This is a genomic window from Mycobacterium sp. UM_11 (genome assembly GCF_001414075.1).
Classification (GTDB): domain Bacteria; phylum Actinomycetota; class Actinomycetes; order Mycobacteriales; family Mycobacteriaceae; genus Mycobacterium.
The window spans coordinates 51,301-69,927 of sequence record NZ_LATC01000013.1; the positions used below are offsets into that span (position 1 = coordinate 51,301).

Genomic DNA, 18,627 nt, shown 5'->3' on the forward strand with positions numbered 1-18,627 from the left:
CTGTCAGGGGCTTCTGTCGTCCTCAACGTCACACCCGGCTACACATCTTCCGCCGCGGCGTCGAGGTAAAACCAGCGGCCGGCGCGGCGCTCGAAGCGGCTGCGCTCGTGCAGAGCGCCCATGCGGCCGCCCGACTCGAACCGGGCCGCGAACTCCACCTCGCCAGAATCGTCGTTCGGGCCGCCGGCGACGACGTCAAGCACGTCGAGGCCGGTCCAGGTGATGTTGGGGTCGACGGCCACGTCGGCCGGCCGGGTGCGCGGGTGCCAGGTGCGAAACAGGTAGTCGGCGTTGCGGTGCGCGAACGCCGAATACCTCGAACGCATCAATTCCTCGGCCGTTCGGGCCTGGACCTCGCCGTCGTGCAGCGGTCCGCAACACGCGGGATAGTCGTCGCCACTGCCGCAGGGACACGGTTCTGGACTGACGTGGCGGCCAAACATCAGGATCGACTGCCCAGCAGCCGTCGCTCGATCACGTCCGCACCGCGGGTGACCCCACCCGTTGCCTTGAAGCCCTCGGCGACTCGCTGGGCCCCAGTTGTCATCGAAATAGCTTCCAGCACTTTTCTTTTCAGCCTTGCTGGCGTGAGTCTTTTTGCCGGCAAACGGGTTCCGCTGCGCGATACCTCGACCCGTCTGGCCACCTCGAACTGGTCGCGGCCATAGGGCACGGCGCACACGGGGACGCCGCGCGCAAGCGCCTTCTGTGTGCTGCCCATGCCGCCGTGCGTGACGGCAACCACGGCCCGGCTGAGCACCAGCCCATGCGGCACAAACTCCCGCACCGTGGCGTTGGCGGCCACGGCAATGCCATCGGGTACTCCAGACGGGTACGTGGCGACGACGTGTACCGGTTCTGCGGCCAACGCTTCCATTGCGGCAACGGGCAATCCGCTGTCAGACTGGCGATCCGATGAGGTTGTCACCAACACGATCGGACGGTCTATGTCTTCTAGCCACCCGGGAGGAGCGGCCGGTGGGTCGAACTCGCACGGCCCGATGAGCTCGACGGAATGCCCCCAATCGGGGTGCGCGTACTCGAACGGCTCGCCGGTTGCGACGAGCAACAGCGGCGCGCGCCTCATTAATTCGTCGACGGTGCGGACGGTCGCGGCGCCAGCGGTTGCGCGGACCGCGCTCAGCGGCCCAAGCAACGCACGCTCGAATGGTGCGGCCACGAATGGGCGGACCGCCTCGTCACGCAGCCGGCCGACCAGCCCGGGCAAGGGACGCAAACCCGGCCCGAACGGCGGTGCGCCACGCGATCGCAGGAACGGCGTGTACGGCCAGAACGACACCCAGGGCAGGGCACCGGCGTCCGCCACCGCCGCCGCACCCCAACAGTTCGCGTCCACCACCAGCAGATCGGGCCTTCCCGTGGCGATGGCCGCACGCAGATCTTCGACCTCGTGGGCGGCGCGCTCGACGAGAACCTCGAACGCCATCCTCAAGGCGGTACGGCCATTCGGCGCCATCCAGTCGGTCATAGCCAATGCTTCGATCCGCCGATCGATCGCCGTCGTCTCGAAGCCCTGCTCGCGGCCGGTCGGGACGCCCTCGGTGAGCGTTTTCAGGATGATGCGGTGACCGCGCCGCTGAAGTTCGATGAGCAACGCGACGATTGGATACAGGTTTCCGCGCGCAGGCGACGTGTACGCCAGGATGATGGCCATCGGAATCAGGGATTCCGACGTTCGGCCCTGTCAGGCATGAGCGGATAGTTTATCGACAACGGTTGATCCGCGACCGCGCTTCGGCGGTTCGCCCGCGTTCCTGATCGGGTGTCTGCCGCCCCGGTGGACGTTACGCTTGACCGGCAGCCACCTCGAGGACGCGGAAATGGTCACATGACGGGGTCAGCATGTCGGAGGTGCGGCACCGAGCCTCGCGCCGGCGCCCGCTTTTGTGATGCTTGCGGAGCCCCCATCGATGCGGTCGCCGCACAGGCGGAACACAAACAGGTGACCGTCCTCTTCGCCGACGTGGTGCGGTCAATGGCTCTCGCCGCGATTGTCGATACCGAACGACTGCGCGAAGTGATGGGCGACCTTTTCAACAGCTGCGGGGCGGTCATCCAACGCTACGGCGGCACGGTCGACAAGTTCACCGGTGACGGCATCATGGCGCTGTTCGGTGCCCCGATCGCCCTGGAAGACCACGCGATCCGCGCGTGTATCGCGGCTCTGGAGATCCAGACCGAAGTGGCAACGCTAGCCCGTGATGTGCAGGATCGCGATGGCATTGCGCTTTCGCTGCGGATCGGACTGAACTCCGGCGACGTAGTGGTCGGTCAAATCGGTGCCAGCCCTTCCAGTTACACGGCAATCGGCGCACAAGTGGGGATGGCTCAGCGGATGGAAGCCGCCGCTCCCCCGGGTGGTGTCATGCTCAGTGAAGCCACCTCCCGCCTCGTCGAGCATGTCGCAGTGCTCGGGGATCCACAGATGGTGTCCATCAAGGGCGCAGCGGAACCCGTCCCCGCTCGGCGTCTGGAGGCGATGGCCCGCGGCAAGACGCTGACCGCGCGGATTGAATCGACCATGGTCGGTCGAGATGACGAAATCGCCGCCTTGCGGGTGGCCCTCAACGACGCGGTCGAGGGCCGAGGCTGCGTCGTCGGCGTCTCCGGGCCTGCCGGTATCGGCAAGAGCCGGATCTCTCGCGAGCTGCTGAAGATGGCCCAGGCCCATGGGGTGAAGGTGTTCTCGACGTTCTGCGAATCTCACGCCAGCGCAATCGCCTTCACCGTCGTTGCCCGGCTCGCCCGCGACCGATTCGGGCTGAACGAACTCGACCCCGCAACCGCCCGAGCGGCGCTGAGAACTCAACTCACCCAGGCCGACCCCGAGGACCTGATACTGCTCGATGAGCTCGCCGGCATTCGCGATCCCAACGTACCCTCGCCCAACGTCTCAGCGGACGCCAGGCGGCGACGCTTGGCCGCGCTCCTCAAAACCGCTGCTCTTCAACGCAATACTCCGTCGCTTTACATCATCGAGGACGCCCACTGGATCGACGAGACCAGTGAGGCGATGCTCGCCGACTTGATGACCGTGATCCCCAGGACACGGTCGATGGTCGTTGTCACCTACCGTCCGGAGTACAAGGGCGCCCTGGCGCAGACGCCCGGTTTCCACAGGTTCGACCTGAAGCCGTTGGATGGCTCGGCGGCATCGACGATGACCGTCGAATTGATGGGCCGCGACCCCTCGCTCGTCGAGCTCGCAGAACGCATCGTCGAGCAATCGGCCGGAAATCCGTTCTATGTCCAAGAGATCGTGCGCGAATACGCCGAACGCGGGGTTATCGTCGGCGAGCGAGGCGCATACCAGCGGCAACAGGACGTCGGCGATGTCAGTGTGCCTCCCACCCTGCAGGCGACTATCGGCGCCCGCATCGATCGCCTGACGGCTCCGGCCAAGCACGTTCTCAACGCCGCAACCGTCATCGGATCCCGTTTCAGCACCGAACTTCTCGCCGTGGTGCTCAACGAAACCGACGGTCAATCACAAGTAGCCCTTGCCGAGTTGGTGCACTCCGAGCTCATCGATCAAGTCATGTTCACACCGCGCGCCGAGTATGCGTTCCGCCACCCGCTCGTCCAAGCCGTCGCCTACCAATCTCAGCTCAAACAGCCACGCGCCGAGCTTCACCGGCGCCTGGCCGCGGCTATCGAGCAACGCAACGCCGTGGCGCTCGATGCAAACGCGGCGTTGATCGCGGCTCACCTCGAGGCCGCGGGAGATCTGCGTGACGCGTTCGGCTGGCACATGCGGGCCGGAACGTGGTTCACCAACCGCGACATCAACGCCGCACGCGCGAGTTGGCAACTGGCGCAACGGCTGGCGGATCAGATGCCCGGCGGCGAACCCGACCGGGATGTGATGCGTGTGGCACCTCGCGCCCTGCTGTGCGGAAGCGCATGGCGGGCCGGCGGCAGCGTCGCCGATGCCGACTTGGAGGAGCTGCGCGACCTGTGCGCCAGCGCCGATACCCAGGTGCCCCTGGCGTTGGGGATGGCCGGTTTGTTGATGCAGCAGGCGACGCACGCGCGCAATCGTGAGTCGCTGCGCTTGATACCCGAATACGTGGAACTGCTGGAAGCCATTGGAAGCCCTGAGCTGACGGTGGCGCTGCTCTATCCCGCGATATACGCGAAATATGAGGCGTGCGAGATGTCGGCAGTCGTGCAGCTAGCACAGCGCGTGATCGATCTGGCCGACGGTGATCCTGTCAAGGGGAATCTTCTTACCGGCTCACCTCTGGCGTTCGCGACGGCCATGCGCGCATCGGCACGATGCGCTCTGGGGCAACCGAACTGGAGGGGCGACTTCGACCAGGCGATCGCGTTCTCCCGCGTGGACCCGACGACCTTCGTCTCGATTGTCATGTTCAAATACATGTTGGGCATCTCGATCGGGGCGGTGGCGGCAGACGCCGAGGCGCTGAACGACACCGCGGAGGCGTTGCAGACCGCTCAGCGATGCAGTGAAGACTTCGCCGTGCATGCGGCGCAGCTAGCGCGGGGAATCGCCCTCGTCTCCGAGGACGGCGCTGATCGTTCTGCCGGTTTCGAGCTGCTTGCCGAAGCGCGGTCCGCCGCGCTGAGTGAGCGATTCATCCTGGGGACCGTGCCGATCATCGACCTCCACATCGCGAAAGAAAAAGTTCGGGCGAAGGAGATCGACGGCGCGATTGAATTGTCGCGCCGCGTGATCGCCGAGCTGCTGGCGACGGGGCCGCCGGTGTACCTGGGTGCGGCCACCAGCGTTCTGGTCGAAGCATTGCTGCGGCGGGGCAGCGACGCCGATCTGATGGCCGCGCGTGACGCCATCCGCGACCTGGCGGCGGTTCGGACGGAGCCGAACTTCGTGGCCTACGAGCTACCACTGCGGCATTCGCAGGCGCTGCTGGCGCGCGCTCGTGGCGACACACTGGAGTACCGGACCCATGCGGGTCGCTACGAGGCCCTGGCGCAGGCGGTCGAGTTCCAAGGTCACACCTCGGCGGGGCTTGGCGCGCGGTAGGCGTCAGTTCACCTGTGCCCCATTCACCGCTCGGCGCGCCACCGCAGCGGCACATGAACCGGGTGCCAGCCGTCGAAGATTTGGCTCGGAGCAGGACTGTAGGGTCTGGGATGCCACGCCTTGGGGACGTCCCCGGCGTCCCAGTCGAACCAGAAGAACGGGACCTCGGCAAGCCACACTTCGAAAAACAGGCTCAGCAGGTCGCGGACGAGGTGCGACGCCGGGCACCGGTGCGGTCCTCCCCCGAAGCTCCAATTCCGTTGCGGTCCATCCAATTTGAAGGCGTGGCCCGACATTTCATCGGCCTCGTCGCGGTGAACGAGTCCGACGCACAGATGGACGGGGGTGCCGGCCGGAATGGTCGTTTCGCCGATCGTCACGCTGCGACTCGTGATTCGTGAAACGGTCTTGGCGCCGCCATCCAACCGCAGCAGCTCCTCGATGAAGCTGCGTAGCTTATCGGGGTTTTCGCGTAGCTCCCGCTGAAGCGTGGGCCTCCGCGCCAGCACCGCCAGTCCGGCCTTCATCGCGAACGACGCGAAGATCAAACCGCGCAGCACCGACCCGATCATTCCGAGCACTTCTTCGTCGGTGAGCGCTTCGCCGGCGAGGCGGCTGATCACATCGGCGCCACCGCGCGGCTTACGGCGGGCGGCGCCCACCAGCTGCGGGCTGAGCGCTTCGAGACTGACGTCCGCCGGCAGCCCAGAAATCGCGAAGAACGCCGCGCGCCAGGCAAAGTCAGCGGCATTGGCGCCGTCGCAGTGGTCCAGTTGCGTCACGACGTCGCGGATGCCGTTTTCGATGATTGCGCGCACGGGCTTGAGCATTTCCCGCGAATTGCCCGGATTGAACAGCAGGTCGACCATGATTTTGCGGTACGGCCCGAACGGCGGATTGCCGGGCATCAGTTCGCTTTGGCGGCTGGCGAATAACTCGCCATCACGGACCGCGGCCAGGACGTCGTCCCGCCGCCACAACACGTAGGTGCCGTCCGGCTCCCGCAGTACCCTTTGACCCGTCCGCTGCGCGGCGGCCAGCCACTCCCGGAAACCCGCGGCGGCAACCTCGTCGGACCGCATGACTTCCGCCGCGGCGGAGGCGGCCTCGCCCGCAGACTCGGTCACGGCGCACCACCCATACAGGTTAATTTAGCCGGAATCAGCTCTCACCGATCTGGAAGGTGAACTCGTGGCCGCAGATGCGAATGCGGTCACCGTCGGCCAGCGTCGCGCTGGTACGGATCCGCTGCTCCGCGACCTCGACTCCGTTGGCCGACTGGAGATCGGTGATCACGAAGCTGTTGCCGGTGTCGACGAGCACCGCGTGGAAGCGGCTCACGGTGTCGTCGTCGAGGACGATGTCGTTGTCGGCGAGGCGCCCGATCCTGGTGGCCGCCCCTCGCAGGGGGTGACGCCGTCCGGTGGCGTCACGCAGGTGGGCAACGGCGGACGCCCGGACCTCGGTACGCCACTGGAACGTTCTGGCGGCACGCTTCGCGGTCGCGCGTGCCGCGTGCTTGACGTCCAGCGGCTCTTGGCTCAAAACCCTTTGGTGAAGGCTTCGCAACGTTGGGCCAGGGTCGATGCCGAGGTCCTCGGCGAGCGCACTCTTGAGCCGACCGTATGCGTCGAGTGCATCGTATTGGCGGTCCGCTACGTAGTAGCCGGTTATCAATTGCGCCCACAGCGGTTCTCGGTAGGGGTGCTCGGCCACCAGCGCCTCCAATTCGGGAATTATGGAGTGTGTTCGCCCGCAAGCGATTTCGGCTTCGGCCCGCGCCGTCAGGGTCACCAGCCTGTCCTCCGCGAGGGCGGCCGCGAACGGCCCGACGAACTCGAAGTCCCGCAGATCTTCGAGAACCGGTCCGCGCCACTCGGCCAGCGCGTCCGATAGGTGGCCGCTGGCCTGTTCGAACCGGCCTGCGGCGGCGGCCTGGATCCCCGCCTTCTGTGCGGTTGCGAAGCGGCCGAGGTCGCAGTCCGCATCGGGCACGTTGAGCCGATATCCCGGTGGGGCACTGACCAGAACGTCCGCCGGATCCACCCCGGCGCCGCTGACCAGTCGGCGGAGCCTGGACACGTGCGCGTGCAGGCTCGCCCGGGCCTCGGGAGGCGGGCGCTCCTGCCACGCCGCGTCGATCAATGAGTCGATGGAGACGGTGCGGTTCCGGTTGATCAGCAGCGCCGCCAGCACCGCGCGCTGCTTGGCCGGTCCGAGCGGAAGGTCGGTGCCGTCGGCGCGCATCTGCAACGGCCCCAACACGCCAAACTGGAGAGCGTTCTGGGCCATCGCGGTGGCAATCCCTTCAGCCGGCGTTAAACCCCATTCTGGGGTGTGGTCTGCGCCGTCACCACAGGTAGACGCGCGCGCTGCTGCCCCCGACGCAGGTGATCCAGCTTTCCCCGGGGTGCTGCTGACAATGCATGAGGAAGTTCGATCCGTTGCACAGCGCTCCGGGCACCGTTTTGCAGTCGACAGCCCCCGGCGCGGAAACGGCGCGTGGCAGCGGGCTGGCATCGCCGTATTCGGCCCAATACGACGTCAGCACGCTGTTGGCGAACAGGCATGAGGTTTCGGGTGTCCCGCGTCCGGCACGGCTGCCGAAGCCGGTGGCCGTCGGCAACGAGAAGCCTTGGTCGCAGGACTGATGCAGGCTGCTCATGTCGGGCCCGGTGATCAATGGGGGCTGGACGGCGCGCGCGGGCGGGGCCTGTTGCTGGCCCGTCGGCGGGTGGGCGAGAACACCGACGGCGACTGCGATTCCCGCGAGGATCAGGGCGGCCGCGGCCCCGATCACGGTCGGTAGCACCCACCGCCGCCGGCGCCTTTCCGACCGGGGCTCGCGATGTTCGGCAGCGGCGAGCTGGTCCGTCGGGCCGCCGGAGGCCATGGTGGCGGCGGTGAACGGTCGCGTGCGGTCACCCTCGGCCGATGGGCTTCCCAACGCGCGCTGCGCGGCGCGGGCGAGGCCGCCCGCCGTCGCGTACCGGTCGTCGGGGTGCTTGGCCATCCCGCGGGCGACGACGTCGTCGAACGCCGGGGGAACGCGCCGATTCACCGCGCTCGGCCGGGGCGGCGGCAAGGCGAGATGCGCCGCCACCAGATGCTCGAGGCTGTCGCCGTCGAACGGAGCGTCCCCGGTCAGCGACTCGTACAACACGCACGCCAGCGAGTAGACGTCGACGGCGGGCGTGGCCACTTTGCCGTTAAATCGTTCGGGCGCCATGTAATTCAACGTGCCGATCTGTGTGCCGACCGTGGTCAGCCGGGGATCGGCCGTGGTCTGCGCGATTCCGAAGTCGACGAGATACACGAAATCCGCGGGCGTGACGAGGATGTTCTGCGGCTTGACGTCGCGGTGGATCAATCCTTCGGCGTGTGCGGCGTCGAGCGCGTCGGCGACCTGGCTGACGATGGCCACCGCCCGTGCGGGCGCCAGCGGCCCCTCCGCGATGAGGTCGAAAAGCGTCTGTCCCTGCACCAAACGCATGTCGATGTAGAGGTTGCCGTCGATCTCCCCCCAGTCGTGGATGGGAATGACATGCGGTTCTTGCAGCATCGCCGCCGCCTGGGACTCCCGCTGGAACCTGGTCCGGAAGGTGGTGTTGGCTGAGAGCTCTTCGGCGAGCACCTTGAGAGCGACGGTCCGCCTCTTGCCGGTGTCGTAGGCCTCGTAGACCACCCCGCCGCCGCCCTTGCCGATCCGGCGGGTGATGTCGTATTTGCCGAACGTCGTGCCGACGCGCGAGTCCACCGCCATCGCCCTCGATTCCTCGGGTACCGACGCAGTATCTCCCCTGCCGGCCGAGCGACGCACCTGTTTGCCGCAAAGCCGTCGCGAGTGGTTCGGCGGCCCCGCAAGGTTCGCGCAAGAAACACGCAAGGCGTCCGCCGCAACCTTTCCGTGACCGGGCATCGAGGCCCAGCGCAACGACAAACTCTCCTACCGAAGGAACCGAAGATGGCAACACTGTCACACCCCCGGAGTCGGCGCACCGGGCTCCGCCGCAAGCTGGCGTCCGCCCTGGTAGCCATGATTGCGGGCTCGGCAACAATCAGCCTGGCGACTACGGCCCACGCCGAGCCCGAGGCGATGGCGGCGCACGGCGTCGAGGCGCCGCTATCGGCCGTCCCATGGTCACAGGTCGGCCCGGGCTGGTTGCTCGCCATGTGGAGCCCCGCCCCCGGGCTGCACCCCGGCGAGTCTCCTCCCCCCGGCGCCCCGTCGTGGCAGACGGCCGTCACGACTCTGTACCTGGTCGACCCGGCGGGTGGCCGCTACCCGATCACCACCTTCCCGCCACCCGGTAACGGTCCGAGCCCGGACCTGATCGACTGGTCGGGCGACGGCACCCGCGCCCTGTTTTCCACCGGGGGGAAGGCCGGGACCGTCATCACCGAGGTCGACCTGCGCAGCGGCACCAAAACGTCGTTCACTGTCGACGGCACCCACCCCTCGGTTCGCTATACGCGTCCGGACGGCAAAGCGCTGCTGCTGTACCGGGCCATGGCCTCGCAGACCCGCTCACTCGAACGAGTGGACCTCGCCGGCAACCACCAGCTGACGTACCCGATCGGGCAGGACTTCGAGGGTTATCTGTCCACGCCGGACGGCACCCAACTAGTGCTGGGGACGGCCTCGGGCGTGGCCCTGATGGGCAACGACGGGGCGGCCGGCAGGGCCCTGCCAATCGCCGGTGATAAGGACTGCACGCCGATGCGGTGGTGGGACCCGGACTCGACGGTCGCGCTCACCCGCTGCGCGTCGCGGCTGTGGCTGGTGCCCATCGACGGCGGCGCCCCGACCGCCCTCACCGCGCCGACCAACGGCAAAGGTCCCGATTACGGCGACCTGAACGCCTGGCAACTCCCGGCCGGAACGTTTGTGCAGGCAGCGGGCGCGTGCGGGGTGATCTATCTCGCCAAGCTCAACGGCGACGGAACGACGGCACCCGTCGCGGTGGCGAGCGTGAAGGGCCGCAGCGTCGTCGTGGTCGGCGTCAACGGGGGCGACCTCAACCTGCAAGGGAGGGCTGGATGCGGAAGCGGCCAGTCGCTGATCGACTACAACCCCGCGGCCGGGACCTCAACCGTTCTGCTCGGGCCGACGGTCAACGGCGGCGGCGTCATCAGCGCGGTGCCCTACCCGGGCCAGCGGTGAGGGGAACTGGCATGACGAAAGTTGCTCAGGGCCACAGACGCACCGCGTCGATCGCTCTCGCGGTCGGGATCGCCACGGCCGCAGTGGTATCCGGCGGATGCTCCACAACGATCCCCGGGGCGCCCGTGGCCGCCAGCGCCGCTCACGCGGTGACCTATGGCCCGCAAGTCGAGCTGCCGTTCGGTAAGTTGATCAACCACCTCGCCGGCGTGGCGGTGGACGCCGCGGACAACGTGTACGTGCTCGACTTGCACTACGGGCAGGTGTGGGAGATGCCCGCGGGCACCAATCACCCGGCGCCGCTGCCGTTCCGGGATCTCGGTCAGGCCCTGGATGCGGCGGTGGACACCGCGGGGAACCTCTACGTCACCGACGGTCACCACAAGCGGGTGCTTAAGCTGACGCCCGGCTCCACGAAGCCCACCGTCCTGCCGTTCACGGGTCTCGACGTGATCGTGGGCCTCGCGGTGGACGCCGCCGGCACAGCCTACGTCAGCGACTCGGGCACCCAGCAGGTGCTGCGCCTGGCGCAGGGGTCAAGTATTCCGACCGCCTTGCCGCTCAACGGCATTCATCCCGGCGGCGTGGCGGTGGATGCCAACGGCGACGTCTACGTCGTCGATTCCGGCGGTAAGCGCGTGCTGCGGCTGGCACCCGGCGCCGATAGCCCGAGTGTGCTGCCGTTCACCGACCTCCAGCTACCCGGCGATGTGGCGGTGGACAGGGGCGGAAACGTCTACGTCACCGACTTCAGCGCCAACCGGGTACTGAAGTTGAATAGAGGCGCGAGCGCCCCGACGGTGCTACCGTTCCACAACCTCAAGAACCCCGGCAGTGTGGCGGTCGACAGCGGAGGCAACGTGTACCTCAACGACAGCTCCCACTTCCGCATCCTCAAGCTGCCGGCCCGATGATGGTCACCGTGAGGGGTGTGCTGGCCGGGATTGCGGCCGCGGCGTTGATCGGTGGCGCGGCGGGGTGCGGCACGTCAAGCGTCGTCCGACAGACCACGACGACCACGACATCTGTTGCGCTGCAAGGGCGGAGCGCGTGCACCGATCTCGACGGAACCGTGGGTCCCGACGGGATCTGCCATGTGCGAAGTGCCACGCCCACCTACACGATCGAGATGAGCTTTCCCATCGACTACCCGGAGATAGATTCGGTGGCCGCATTCCTCAAACGCAACCGCGATGACTTCATCGACTGGGTCACCCAGGTGGGGCCGGGCCAGAAGCGGGGCCGGCCATACCTCTACGCCGTCACCGCGAAGACGTTTCGTTCGGGGGCGCCGGGCTCCGGCACCCAGAGCCTGGTGCTCACGATCGACAATGACACCGGCCTGGCCCACGAGGGCCACCCGAACACCACGTTCCGGGCGTTCAACTTCGATCTCGCCAAGCGCGTCCCGATCACCTTCGACACCTTGTTCAAGCCCGGGACGAGACCGCTCGAGGTGCTCGACCCGATCGTCCGACGCAAGTTGGATGCGCCGGATGCCGAACTCGACGAGGAGACCTACCAGAACTTCGCGATCACGAACGACGCGGTGATCTTCTTCTTCGGCCAAGACCAGGTGGTACACGACAACGCCGGGCCCCACCAAGTCGCGGTGCCCCGCAGCGAGCTGGCGCCGCTACTGGCGTAAGCCGTTTCGACGGAAGGGATTCCGCCTTAAGAAATTTCCCGCGTTGGGCGCGACGTTGGCCGACCACCCCTGCGCGGGAGGCGGTTTGGGCAGCCGGGCGGGCTAGATTATGAAGCAGCTGGGCGCACCGGGCGTGCAGCTGGTGGCGCATCCCGAGGCGGCCAGGGGGGTGAGCGCGATGACCAGGGCGATGAAAATTTTGCCGAGACCAGACATGACGTACTCCGCTCTGTCGAGACTGTGCCCGAGGCGCTCCTCAGCGTACGCGCGTGGCTATTCCGTCAAGTCTTTTTGCGCGACTTCTGTTGAATCAGGAAATGGTGATGAGCCAAACGACGCTACACACCCTGGTCATCGCCCACGGAAGTTCGTTAAAACGCAGTGCTGCCCGACGGCTTGAACACGAAGCCATGCTGACCGTGCGAGGTATCGAGGCATGCCACCAGGTGGTCGGCGCTCACCGCGCACGTGGCGTCGCGGTAGGTGAGTTTCTGTCCCGCATTCAGCAGCAGTCCGCGCGTGTAGGGCGCGCCGCAGTTGTCGCCCGTCTTGTTGATGACGTATGCCGGACCTGAACCCGGGCTTGCCTTGGCGACCGCGCAAGGGTTTGCATCGGGCATGTCTCCCAGGCAGTTGATGTCTTGCGAGTGCCAAGCCGGTACTGGCTCTGCGGCCTCGAACCAGCATTGAATGTTGTAGGGAGTCGAAAAGTGCGCGTACTGAAGGCCTCTCGACGGGGCTTCGATGTAATTCTCGGCCGGTACCGGAGCGAAACCGCCGAGGTCCGGAAAGTCGCCCGGCTGCGCAGCGGCATGTTTCGGTGTCGTACAGGCAAGGCACGTCAACGCGCAAACGACGGATAGCATCTGCATGGCCAAGCGGGTGACGGCGCGCATCTGTGCCTCCTCAACTTCCCGGCGTGACGGTGAACGTGGTCGTGTAGGTGTGCGGATCGTAAACCCCGTCACCGAAGGTGCTTACCCTCATCGACACCACCTCTTTGCCGTCGATCTCCTGGATGCCCGTGATCGACGGGCCATACACCTGCGGCAGCGTCTGCGGGCTCACCAAAGCGGTTGTCGGTGCGGTCAATAGGCCCCGCGCGTCGCTGGCCACAGCGCCTTGGAGCGGCAGGGTGACCGGACGCCCTTGGGCGTTGACGGTCTCGCCCGCGCCGACGGCCATGAACCCACCTTTCGGGAGTGCGACGATCTGGCTTTCACGATTTCCGTTCATTCCACCCTTGAACGTCCCCATCGACTCTAGAGGCGATTTACCCCACGCCGGGTTCTGGCCGACGGGAGCGGACTGCCATAGCCCGCGTTGTCCGTTGGCGTCGTTTCCCATGATTATCATTCGCCCCGACTGCGGGTCATATGCCCCGCTGGCCTGCGAAATACCTTTCAGGGTGTACAGCGGAGTGTCGGGATGGGCCAAATCCACCACAACCGTGTCGGGGGCGGTGTAGTGCTCGTTCTTCTGGCCGTCCGGTGTCTGGTACGGCACGATGGCATAGAACCCATAGTGTTCACCGTTGGGCCCCGTCGCCGTCCCCGTCGGGAGTGGTCGATATCCGTCAGGAACCGGCAATGGGTTTTTGCCGTCATAGACGCCCGGCACGTGGATATGCGGATACCCGTCCTTCCCGTCGCCGCCCAGCGCGATGCCCGTGCCCGGAATCGTCACATCGAGGTCGTCCTGCTGGCCGCTGTTGACGCCTTCCATCAGGGGTGGAGTGGCCGGCCCGTCAATACGCGGCCCCTTGCCGCCTCCCGTATTCATGGGCGCCGGACCGAAGCTTTCATGCGCGTCGTCAGCCCAGATTCCAGCGGGATCGTAGCCATCCTTGGCGAGCGATGCCTCACCGGCGTGAAGCGAGCTGGCATAGATGCCTCGAATCAAACGCATCTGCACCAGGGCGTCGCGAACATCATCCGCTTCGTCCGCCTTCGCATCCTCGATCAATGTCAGCAACGCGTGACGGCTCTTCTCGTCGAGGTTGCCGTCCTGCAGATCCTTCTGTGCCGCGACGACGATCTTGTCGAGCAGCTCCAGCTGGCGGTTCAGCGTGGCGATCTCGGCCGAACCTCGATGCTGCGCCTCGGCCAACGCCGCGGCGATGTTCTCCAGGTCCGACCCGATCTTGGGCAATTGCAGAGACTGGGACCCGAGAGCTTGCGACACGCGTTGCACCTCGGCGGAGTCGTTGATGGGATGGTCGCCATCCTGATGGTTCCAGGCCGCGTCGAAACGCTTCTTCGCCTGATCGAATGTTTCGCTTGCCTCAGCGGTACATCGGCCGGCGTCGTGGAACGCCTGCGCGAGGTTATTGATCTGCAGCGGGCTACCCGCTTGCAACGTTCGATTGATCTCCCAGGGGTCACCCCCCGCCTGGGCGATCAGCCCCGCAATATCGAGCATCTCCCCTTGATAACACCCTTCGGGCCACGGCCGCGTGCTCGTCGAAAAGTTGGCCGATCCGTGGGTGCTCACTGCATTCGCGAAGCGGCGAGAAGAAAGTTGGTAGGGCGGGCGGGGCTCGAACCCGCGACCAACGGATTATGAGTCCGCGGCTCTAACCAACTGAGCTACCGCCCCTGGGAATGTTCCGTAGGAAACCGTAGCCCAAAGCGTGGCCATCGTCCGCCGGGCATGGCTTGGGGCCCGCCGCACTCGCAGGAGCGGCGGCGGGCATTCAGGGCGTCAGGGCATCAGACCGGGGCCGGCTGCCCGGGGGCTTGCCGCGCGGCTTGGTCCTTGAGGCGGGGGATCAGGTCCGGCGCGTAGACGTAGATCGCCGACTCGACCTCCCACTCGGCCTGCTTCTGGTCCATCGGCGTGGTCCTGGTGATCATGTTGATCAATTCCTGGGCCTCGCCAAACTGATTCGGGTTGGACCGCACCTGGCTGGCGAACCAGCGTCCCTCGGCGGCCTCGCTGCAATCGTTGAAATCGGCGTTGTGCACCATCTTGTTCTGCGCCAGCAGCTTGATGTACTGGTCGTCGGCCGGGCTCATGTTGCACGACGCCGATGCGTGCGGCGCCGACAGCACCGCACCCCCCAACATCGCCGCCCCCAGCGCAACGCCGGCGGCCCCCACCGCCAGTGCTTGCGCGCGCGATCGTGTGCTCCTCACTTTCACGTCCCCCTTATCGTGGAATTTGTCAATTTCCTTTCGCGCCGAACACCGGGTACCACCGGCAACTAGCGCGACAAACGACTCGTTCGTCAAACAATCGATGAACGGCAGTCAACGAAAACGCCAGTGCGAGTTAGATATCCGATCAGCGGGCCAGCGGTAAGCGCAAATGGCCCATCACCGGCGCTCAGTGCTGCCGGTGCCGTACTCCACAGTTAGCTGGCGGGCCTACTCCGAAGGCCAGTTCGCGTGCGCGGCCTGGTCCTTGATCTTGGGGATCATGTCCGGCGCGTAGACGTAGATGGCCGACTCGACCTCCCACTCGGCCTGGGCCTGGTTCATCGACGTCGTGTTGGTGATCATGTTGACCAGCTCTTGGGCCTCACCGAACGGGTTGGGGTGGTTGCGCACCTGGTCGGCGAACCAACGCCCCTCGGCGGCCTCGGTGCAATCGCTGAAGTCGGCGTTGTGCACCATCTTGTTCTGTGCGAGCAGCTGGATGTACTGGTCGTCCTTCGGGCTGAGATTGCAGGACGCCGACGCTTGGGGCGCGGACAGCACCGCCCCGCCGAGCATCGAGGCCCCCAACGCGACGCCGGCGGCACAGACCGAGGACACTCGCGTGCGCAAACGTGAGCGGGTGGTCGTCATCTCCGGTCCTCCCTCTGCGTGTGAGCGGTGGGCTCTCCGACGCAAATCAAGCTGTGATGTGGCGACAGCTAGCCGTCAAATCAGGCGTCGCTGCCAGCTGAGATCACCGGCACATATGAGTTCACATATGAGTTTCGGCGTCGGGCATAAATTTAGCCAGTGCCAGCGGCCTGAGCGGGGAACTTTTGTTTGCGTGATCGTGTACGAATGGTTAACATTCGCTACTTCGCACCGGCCGCAAGAGCCCGGCGGATGCACGCGGGCCGACCGTGCCTGCCACCGTGAATAGCCTCATGACCAGTGAATAAGCACCCCGGCCCAACGACCACGTCGGCCGCAGATGACTCTTAGCTGAAGACGGTCTGCCCGTCGGCGTCGAGCAGATAGCGCTCGGTGCCCTGCTGGACCCGGGCCGCGTCGGCGCCCAGCGCGACGGCGACTTTGTTGCTTGCATTCCGCATGATGTCAAAGGTGAGCTCGACGGCCTCGGCATCGGAGAACCGGGAGCGCACCTCGGCGGCATCGTCGACGGCGAGGTGCGCAGGGGTCCAAATTAGCCCATCGGCGTAGCGCAGCGCTGCTTTAGCGCGGTCGTCGAGCACACTCGACGACTCGAAGCGCTCGATCTCGTCGTACAGCGTTTCCGAACCGCCGGCATCCAGCGCGGTGCTCTCCCGCAGCGACTTGCACAGCCGGCAGTTGTGCTGAACCGCCCCGCGCAGCCGGACCAGCTCGGCGGTGACCGGGTCGAGCGCCCGCATGCGCGCCACCGCGGGCAGGAAGTCGTTGAACACCGGACCCGACGGCTCGGTGACGCCGTCCCACGCGACGACGCCGTCGACCCAGCCCAGGTACTCCGAGCCGACGCCGAGCGCTTCCAGCCCGGCCCGCACCCGCGGAACGAAGTCGGCGATATACATTCCGACCGCCACGCCGAAGGCAGCCTCGCCCAGCTGCTTGACCAGGCGGGATCGCAGGTCGCCGGTGATCGCCGAGACATCGGCGCTGAACTGTTCGGCGAACTCGGCGACCACGACTTCCGCGTCCGATTCGGGCGCGCCGACCTCGACGGGGCTGGGCAGCGGCGGCAGCGACAGCGTCTCCGCACACACCCGCCGGATCAGTCCCGCGATGCGGGCGGCCGCCGGGTCACCCGGAAACAGGGCCACCAACCGCGTGAGCTGATCTTTCCGAACCGAAACCGGAGCCGCCATCCGTCACACGCTAGAACGCGGCCCGCCCCGCGGCAATCGCCTACTGCGCCTGGCTCACCGACGACATATAGAAGTCCGGTATCCGCAGCGACGGCATTGCCGACCGGGTGGCCCAGTCCGCCCACTCCCGCGGCAGCGTCTTCTCGCTCACCCCGGCCTCGGTGGCCCGCCGCAGCAGGTCCAGCGGGCTCTCGTTGAACCGGAAGTTGTTGACCGCCGCGGTCACCTCGCCGTCCTCGATGAGGTAGACGCCGTCGCGGGTCAGCCCGGTGAGCAGCAGCGTGGTGGGGTCGACCTCGCGGATGTACCACAGCGTGGTCAGCAGCAGGCCGCGTTCGGTGGCCGCGATCATGTCGGCCAGGTCGACGGAGCCACCGGTCATCACCAGGTTGTCGGCGGCGACCGCCACCTGGGCGTCGAATTTGGCGGCCGTCGCCCGCGGATAGGCCAGCGCGTTGATCACGCCGTTGCGGATCCAGTCCACCTGGCCGATCTCCATGCCGTTGTCGAAGACCGACACCGTTTCCGACGAGCTGCTCACGGCGACGAACGGTGTGCATGCCAGGCCGGGCGCCATCGGATCGGAGAACAGCGTCAACGGCAACTCGGTGAGCTTCTCCCCCACCCGGGTCCCGCCGCCGGGCGCCGAGAACGCGGTGCGGCCCTCCCTCGCGCCACGGCCGGCCATCGACCACGCCAGGTAGAGCATCATGTCGGCCACCGTCGATGGCGGCATGATCGTCTCGTAGCGGCCGGCGGGCAATTCCACGCTGCGTTCGGCCCAGCCGAGCCGCATCGACAGCTCCTCGAGCAACGAATCCATTGGCACACCGGCGAAGTCGGGCGTGCCGATGCCCGCCCAGGCGCTCGCGTCGCCGCGCTTGCCGTTGATCTCCACCGCCCCGGCGGGCTGGGTGTAGCGGCGCCGCACCCCGGTCGACGACGCCAAGAACGTGGTCGAAACGCTATGGTGCGCAAAGCCATACAGCCGGTCGGTGCCGCGAAAGCCCCGACTGAGGGAGTCGGCGACCTCGGCGAACACCAGCGGCCCGGTGCCCGGCACGGGTGCGTTCCAGTCCGCGGGCACGCCGGTGTCGGCCAGCAGCGGCGCGGCGTCACCGGCCTCGGGCGCCGAGCGGGCGGCCTCCTGGGACGCCGCCACCAGCTCGGGGATCACCCGCGGATCCACCTCCGCCGAGACCATGGTGCCGATGCGCGCGGTGGAGCCCTGACGGACGACGGAGATCACCGTGATGCTGCGGTTGACCGCAACCCCGTTGGTGGTCATCGAATTACCCGCCCAGCGCAGCGTCGCCTCCACCTTGTCGGTGACGAGCACCATGGTCTCGCTGGCGCCGCCGAGCTTGGCGGCCTCGTCCAGAACCAGGTTGACCACGTGCTGCGGGGTGATCATCGGCCACCCTCGGCGCGGGTGTTGAGCACATTGACGCCGCGGAACAGCGCCGACGGGCAGCCGTGGCTGACCGGGGCGATCTGGCCGGGCTGGGCCTTGCCGCAGTTGAACGCGCCACCCAGCCGCCAGGTCGACGGCCCGCCCACGGCCTCCATCGAGTTCCAGAAATCGGTCGTGGTGGCCTGATACGCGACATCCCGCAATTGGCCCTCCAATTCGCCGTCGCGGATGCGGAAGAACCGCTGACCGGTGAACTGAAAGTTGTAGCGCTGCATGTCGATCGACCATGACTTGTCGCCGATGATGTAAATGCCGTCCTCGACGCGGCCGATCAGGTCGGCGGTGCTGACGCTGTCTCTTATACACA

At 66.7% G+C, this 18,627-nt stretch carries 16 protein-coding genes and 1 tRNA gene; 4 read left to right on the forward strand and 13 right to left on the reverse strand.

The window, feature by feature from the left end; translation table 11 throughout:
- Positions 1 to 38: 38 nt before the first annotated feature.
- A complete protein-coding gene (locus WU80_RS05590) occupies positions 39 to 443 on the reverse strand; it encodes a YchJ family protein (protein ID WP_055400041.1) in 405 nt (134 codons plus the stop codon).
- Positions 443 to 1,675, reverse strand: a complete 1,233-nt coding sequence (locus WU80_RS05595; RefSeq protein ID WP_055400043.1) for a nucleotide disphospho-sugar-binding domain-containing protein — start codon at positions 1,673 to 1,675, stop codon at positions 443 to 445. The genes WU80_RS05590 and WU80_RS05595 overlap by 1 nt, the downstream gene beginning before the upstream one ends.
- A gap of 174 nt (positions 1,676 to 1,849) precedes the next feature.
- On the opposite strand from WU80_RS05595, the gene WU80_RS05600 reads away from it, so the two are divergent.
- Positions 1,850 to 5,029, forward strand: a complete 3,180-nt coding sequence (locus WU80_RS05600) for an adenylate/guanylate cyclase domain-containing protein (protein WP_055400045.1) — start codon at positions 1,850 to 1,852, stop codon at positions 5,027 to 5,029.
- A 23-nt stretch (positions 5,030 to 5,052) separates the two neighbouring features.
- Here the strand turns inward: WU80_RS05600 and WU80_RS05605 are convergent, their stop codons facing one another.
- The 3 genes from WU80_RS05605 to WU80_RS05615 form a co-directional block, all read right to left on the reverse strand.
- A complete protein-coding gene (locus tag WU80_RS05605) occupies positions 5,053 to 5,937 on the reverse strand; it encodes a cytochrome P450 (protein WP_197281094.1) in 885 nt (294 codons plus the stop codon).
- A gap of 253 nt (positions 5,938 to 6,190) precedes the next feature.
- Positions 6,191 to 7,321, reverse strand: coding sequence for a BTAD domain-containing putative transcriptional regulator (locus WU80_RS05610; protein ID WP_055400049.1), 1,131 nt, complete (start codon positions 7,319 to 7,321; stop codon positions 6,191 to 6,193).
- 58 nt (positions 7,322 to 7,379) lie between these two features.
- The gene (locus tag WU80_RS05615) at positions 7,380 to 8,792 is read right to left on the reverse strand and encodes a serine/threonine-protein kinase (RefSeq protein WP_055400052.1); all 1,413 of its coding nucleotides are present in this window, start codon (positions 8,790 to 8,792) and stop codon (positions 7,380 to 7,382) included.
- A gap of 201 nt (positions 8,793 to 8,993) precedes the next feature.
- Here WU80_RS05615 and WU80_RS05620 point away from each other — a divergent pair, with 201 nt between their 5' ends.
- The 3 genes from WU80_RS05620 to WU80_RS05630 are packed head-to-tail and all read left to right on the forward strand — an operon-like array spanning position 8,994 to position 11,841.
- The gene (locus tag WU80_RS05620) at positions 8,994 to 10,193 is read left to right on the forward strand and encodes a hypothetical protein (RefSeq protein ID WP_231633749.1); all 1,200 of its coding nucleotides are present in this window, start codon (positions 8,994 to 8,996) and stop codon (positions 10,191 to 10,193) included.
- An 11-nt stretch (positions 10,194 to 10,204) separates the two neighbouring features.
- Positions 10,205 to 11,107, forward strand: a complete 903-nt coding sequence (locus WU80_RS05625) for an NHL repeat-containing protein (protein ID WP_197281096.1) — start codon at positions 10,205 to 10,207, stop codon at positions 11,105 to 11,107.
- Positions 11,104 to 11,841: an esterase gene (locus tag WU80_RS05630; RefSeq protein ID WP_055400058.1), complete on the forward strand. Its 738-nt coding sequence runs from the start codon at positions 11,104 to 11,106 to the stop codon at positions 11,839 to 11,841. The genes WU80_RS05625 and WU80_RS05630 overlap by 4 nt, the downstream gene beginning before the upstream one ends.
- Before the next feature lie 371 nt (positions 11,842 to 12,212).
- On the opposite strand, the gene WU80_RS05635 is transcribed toward WU80_RS05630, so the two are convergent.
- From WU80_RS05635 to WU80_RS05670, 8 genes are all read right to left on the reverse strand, one after another.
- Complete coding sequence (locus WU80_RS05635) at positions 12,213 to 12,737, reverse strand: hypothetical protein (RefSeq protein WP_231633750.1); 525 nt, start codon at positions 12,735 to 12,737, stop codon at positions 12,213 to 12,215.
- A 10-nt stretch (positions 12,738 to 12,747) separates the two neighbouring features.
- Positions 12,748 to 14,262 carry a hypothetical protein gene (locus WU80_RS05640; protein WP_055400060.1) on the reverse strand — a complete coding sequence of 505 codons (1,515 nt, stop codon included), beginning with the start codon at positions 14,260 to 14,262 and terminating at the stop codon, positions 12,748 to 12,750.
- A gap of 100 nt (positions 14,263 to 14,362) precedes the next feature.
- Positions 14,363 to 14,439: transfer RNA gene (locus WU80_RS05645), tRNA-Ile, on the reverse strand.
- Between the two features lie 113 nt (positions 14,440 to 14,552).
- A complete protein-coding gene (locus WU80_RS05650) occupies positions 14,553 to 14,909 on the reverse strand; it encodes a hypothetical protein (protein WP_369808497.1) in 357 nt (118 codons plus the stop codon).
- Positions 14,910 to 15,209: 300 nt separating this feature from the next.
- Positions 15,210 to 15,632 carry a DUF732 domain-containing protein gene (locus WU80_RS05655; protein WP_055400064.1) on the reverse strand — a complete coding sequence of 141 codons (423 nt, stop codon included), beginning with the start codon at positions 15,630 to 15,632 and terminating at the stop codon, positions 15,210 to 15,212.
- Positions 15,633 to 15,979: 347 nt separating this feature from the next.
- Positions 15,980 to 16,846 carry a carboxymuconolactone decarboxylase family protein gene (locus WU80_RS05660; protein WP_055400066.1) on the reverse strand — a complete coding sequence of 289 codons (867 nt, stop codon included), beginning with the start codon at positions 16,844 to 16,846 and terminating at the stop codon, positions 15,980 to 15,982.
- A 40-nt stretch (positions 16,847 to 16,886) separates the two neighbouring features.
- Entirely contained in the window at positions 16,887 to 18,260 is a 1,374-nt protein-coding gene (locus WU80_RS05665; protein ID WP_055400068.1) for a metallopeptidase TldD-related protein, read from the reverse strand.
- Positions 18,257 to 18,627, reverse strand: a 371-nt coding sequence (locus WU80_RS05670) for a metallopeptidase TldD-related protein (protein ID WP_231633752.1), incomplete at its 5' end; no start/stop codon positions are given. The genes WU80_RS05665 and WU80_RS05670, both read right to left, overlap by 4 nt.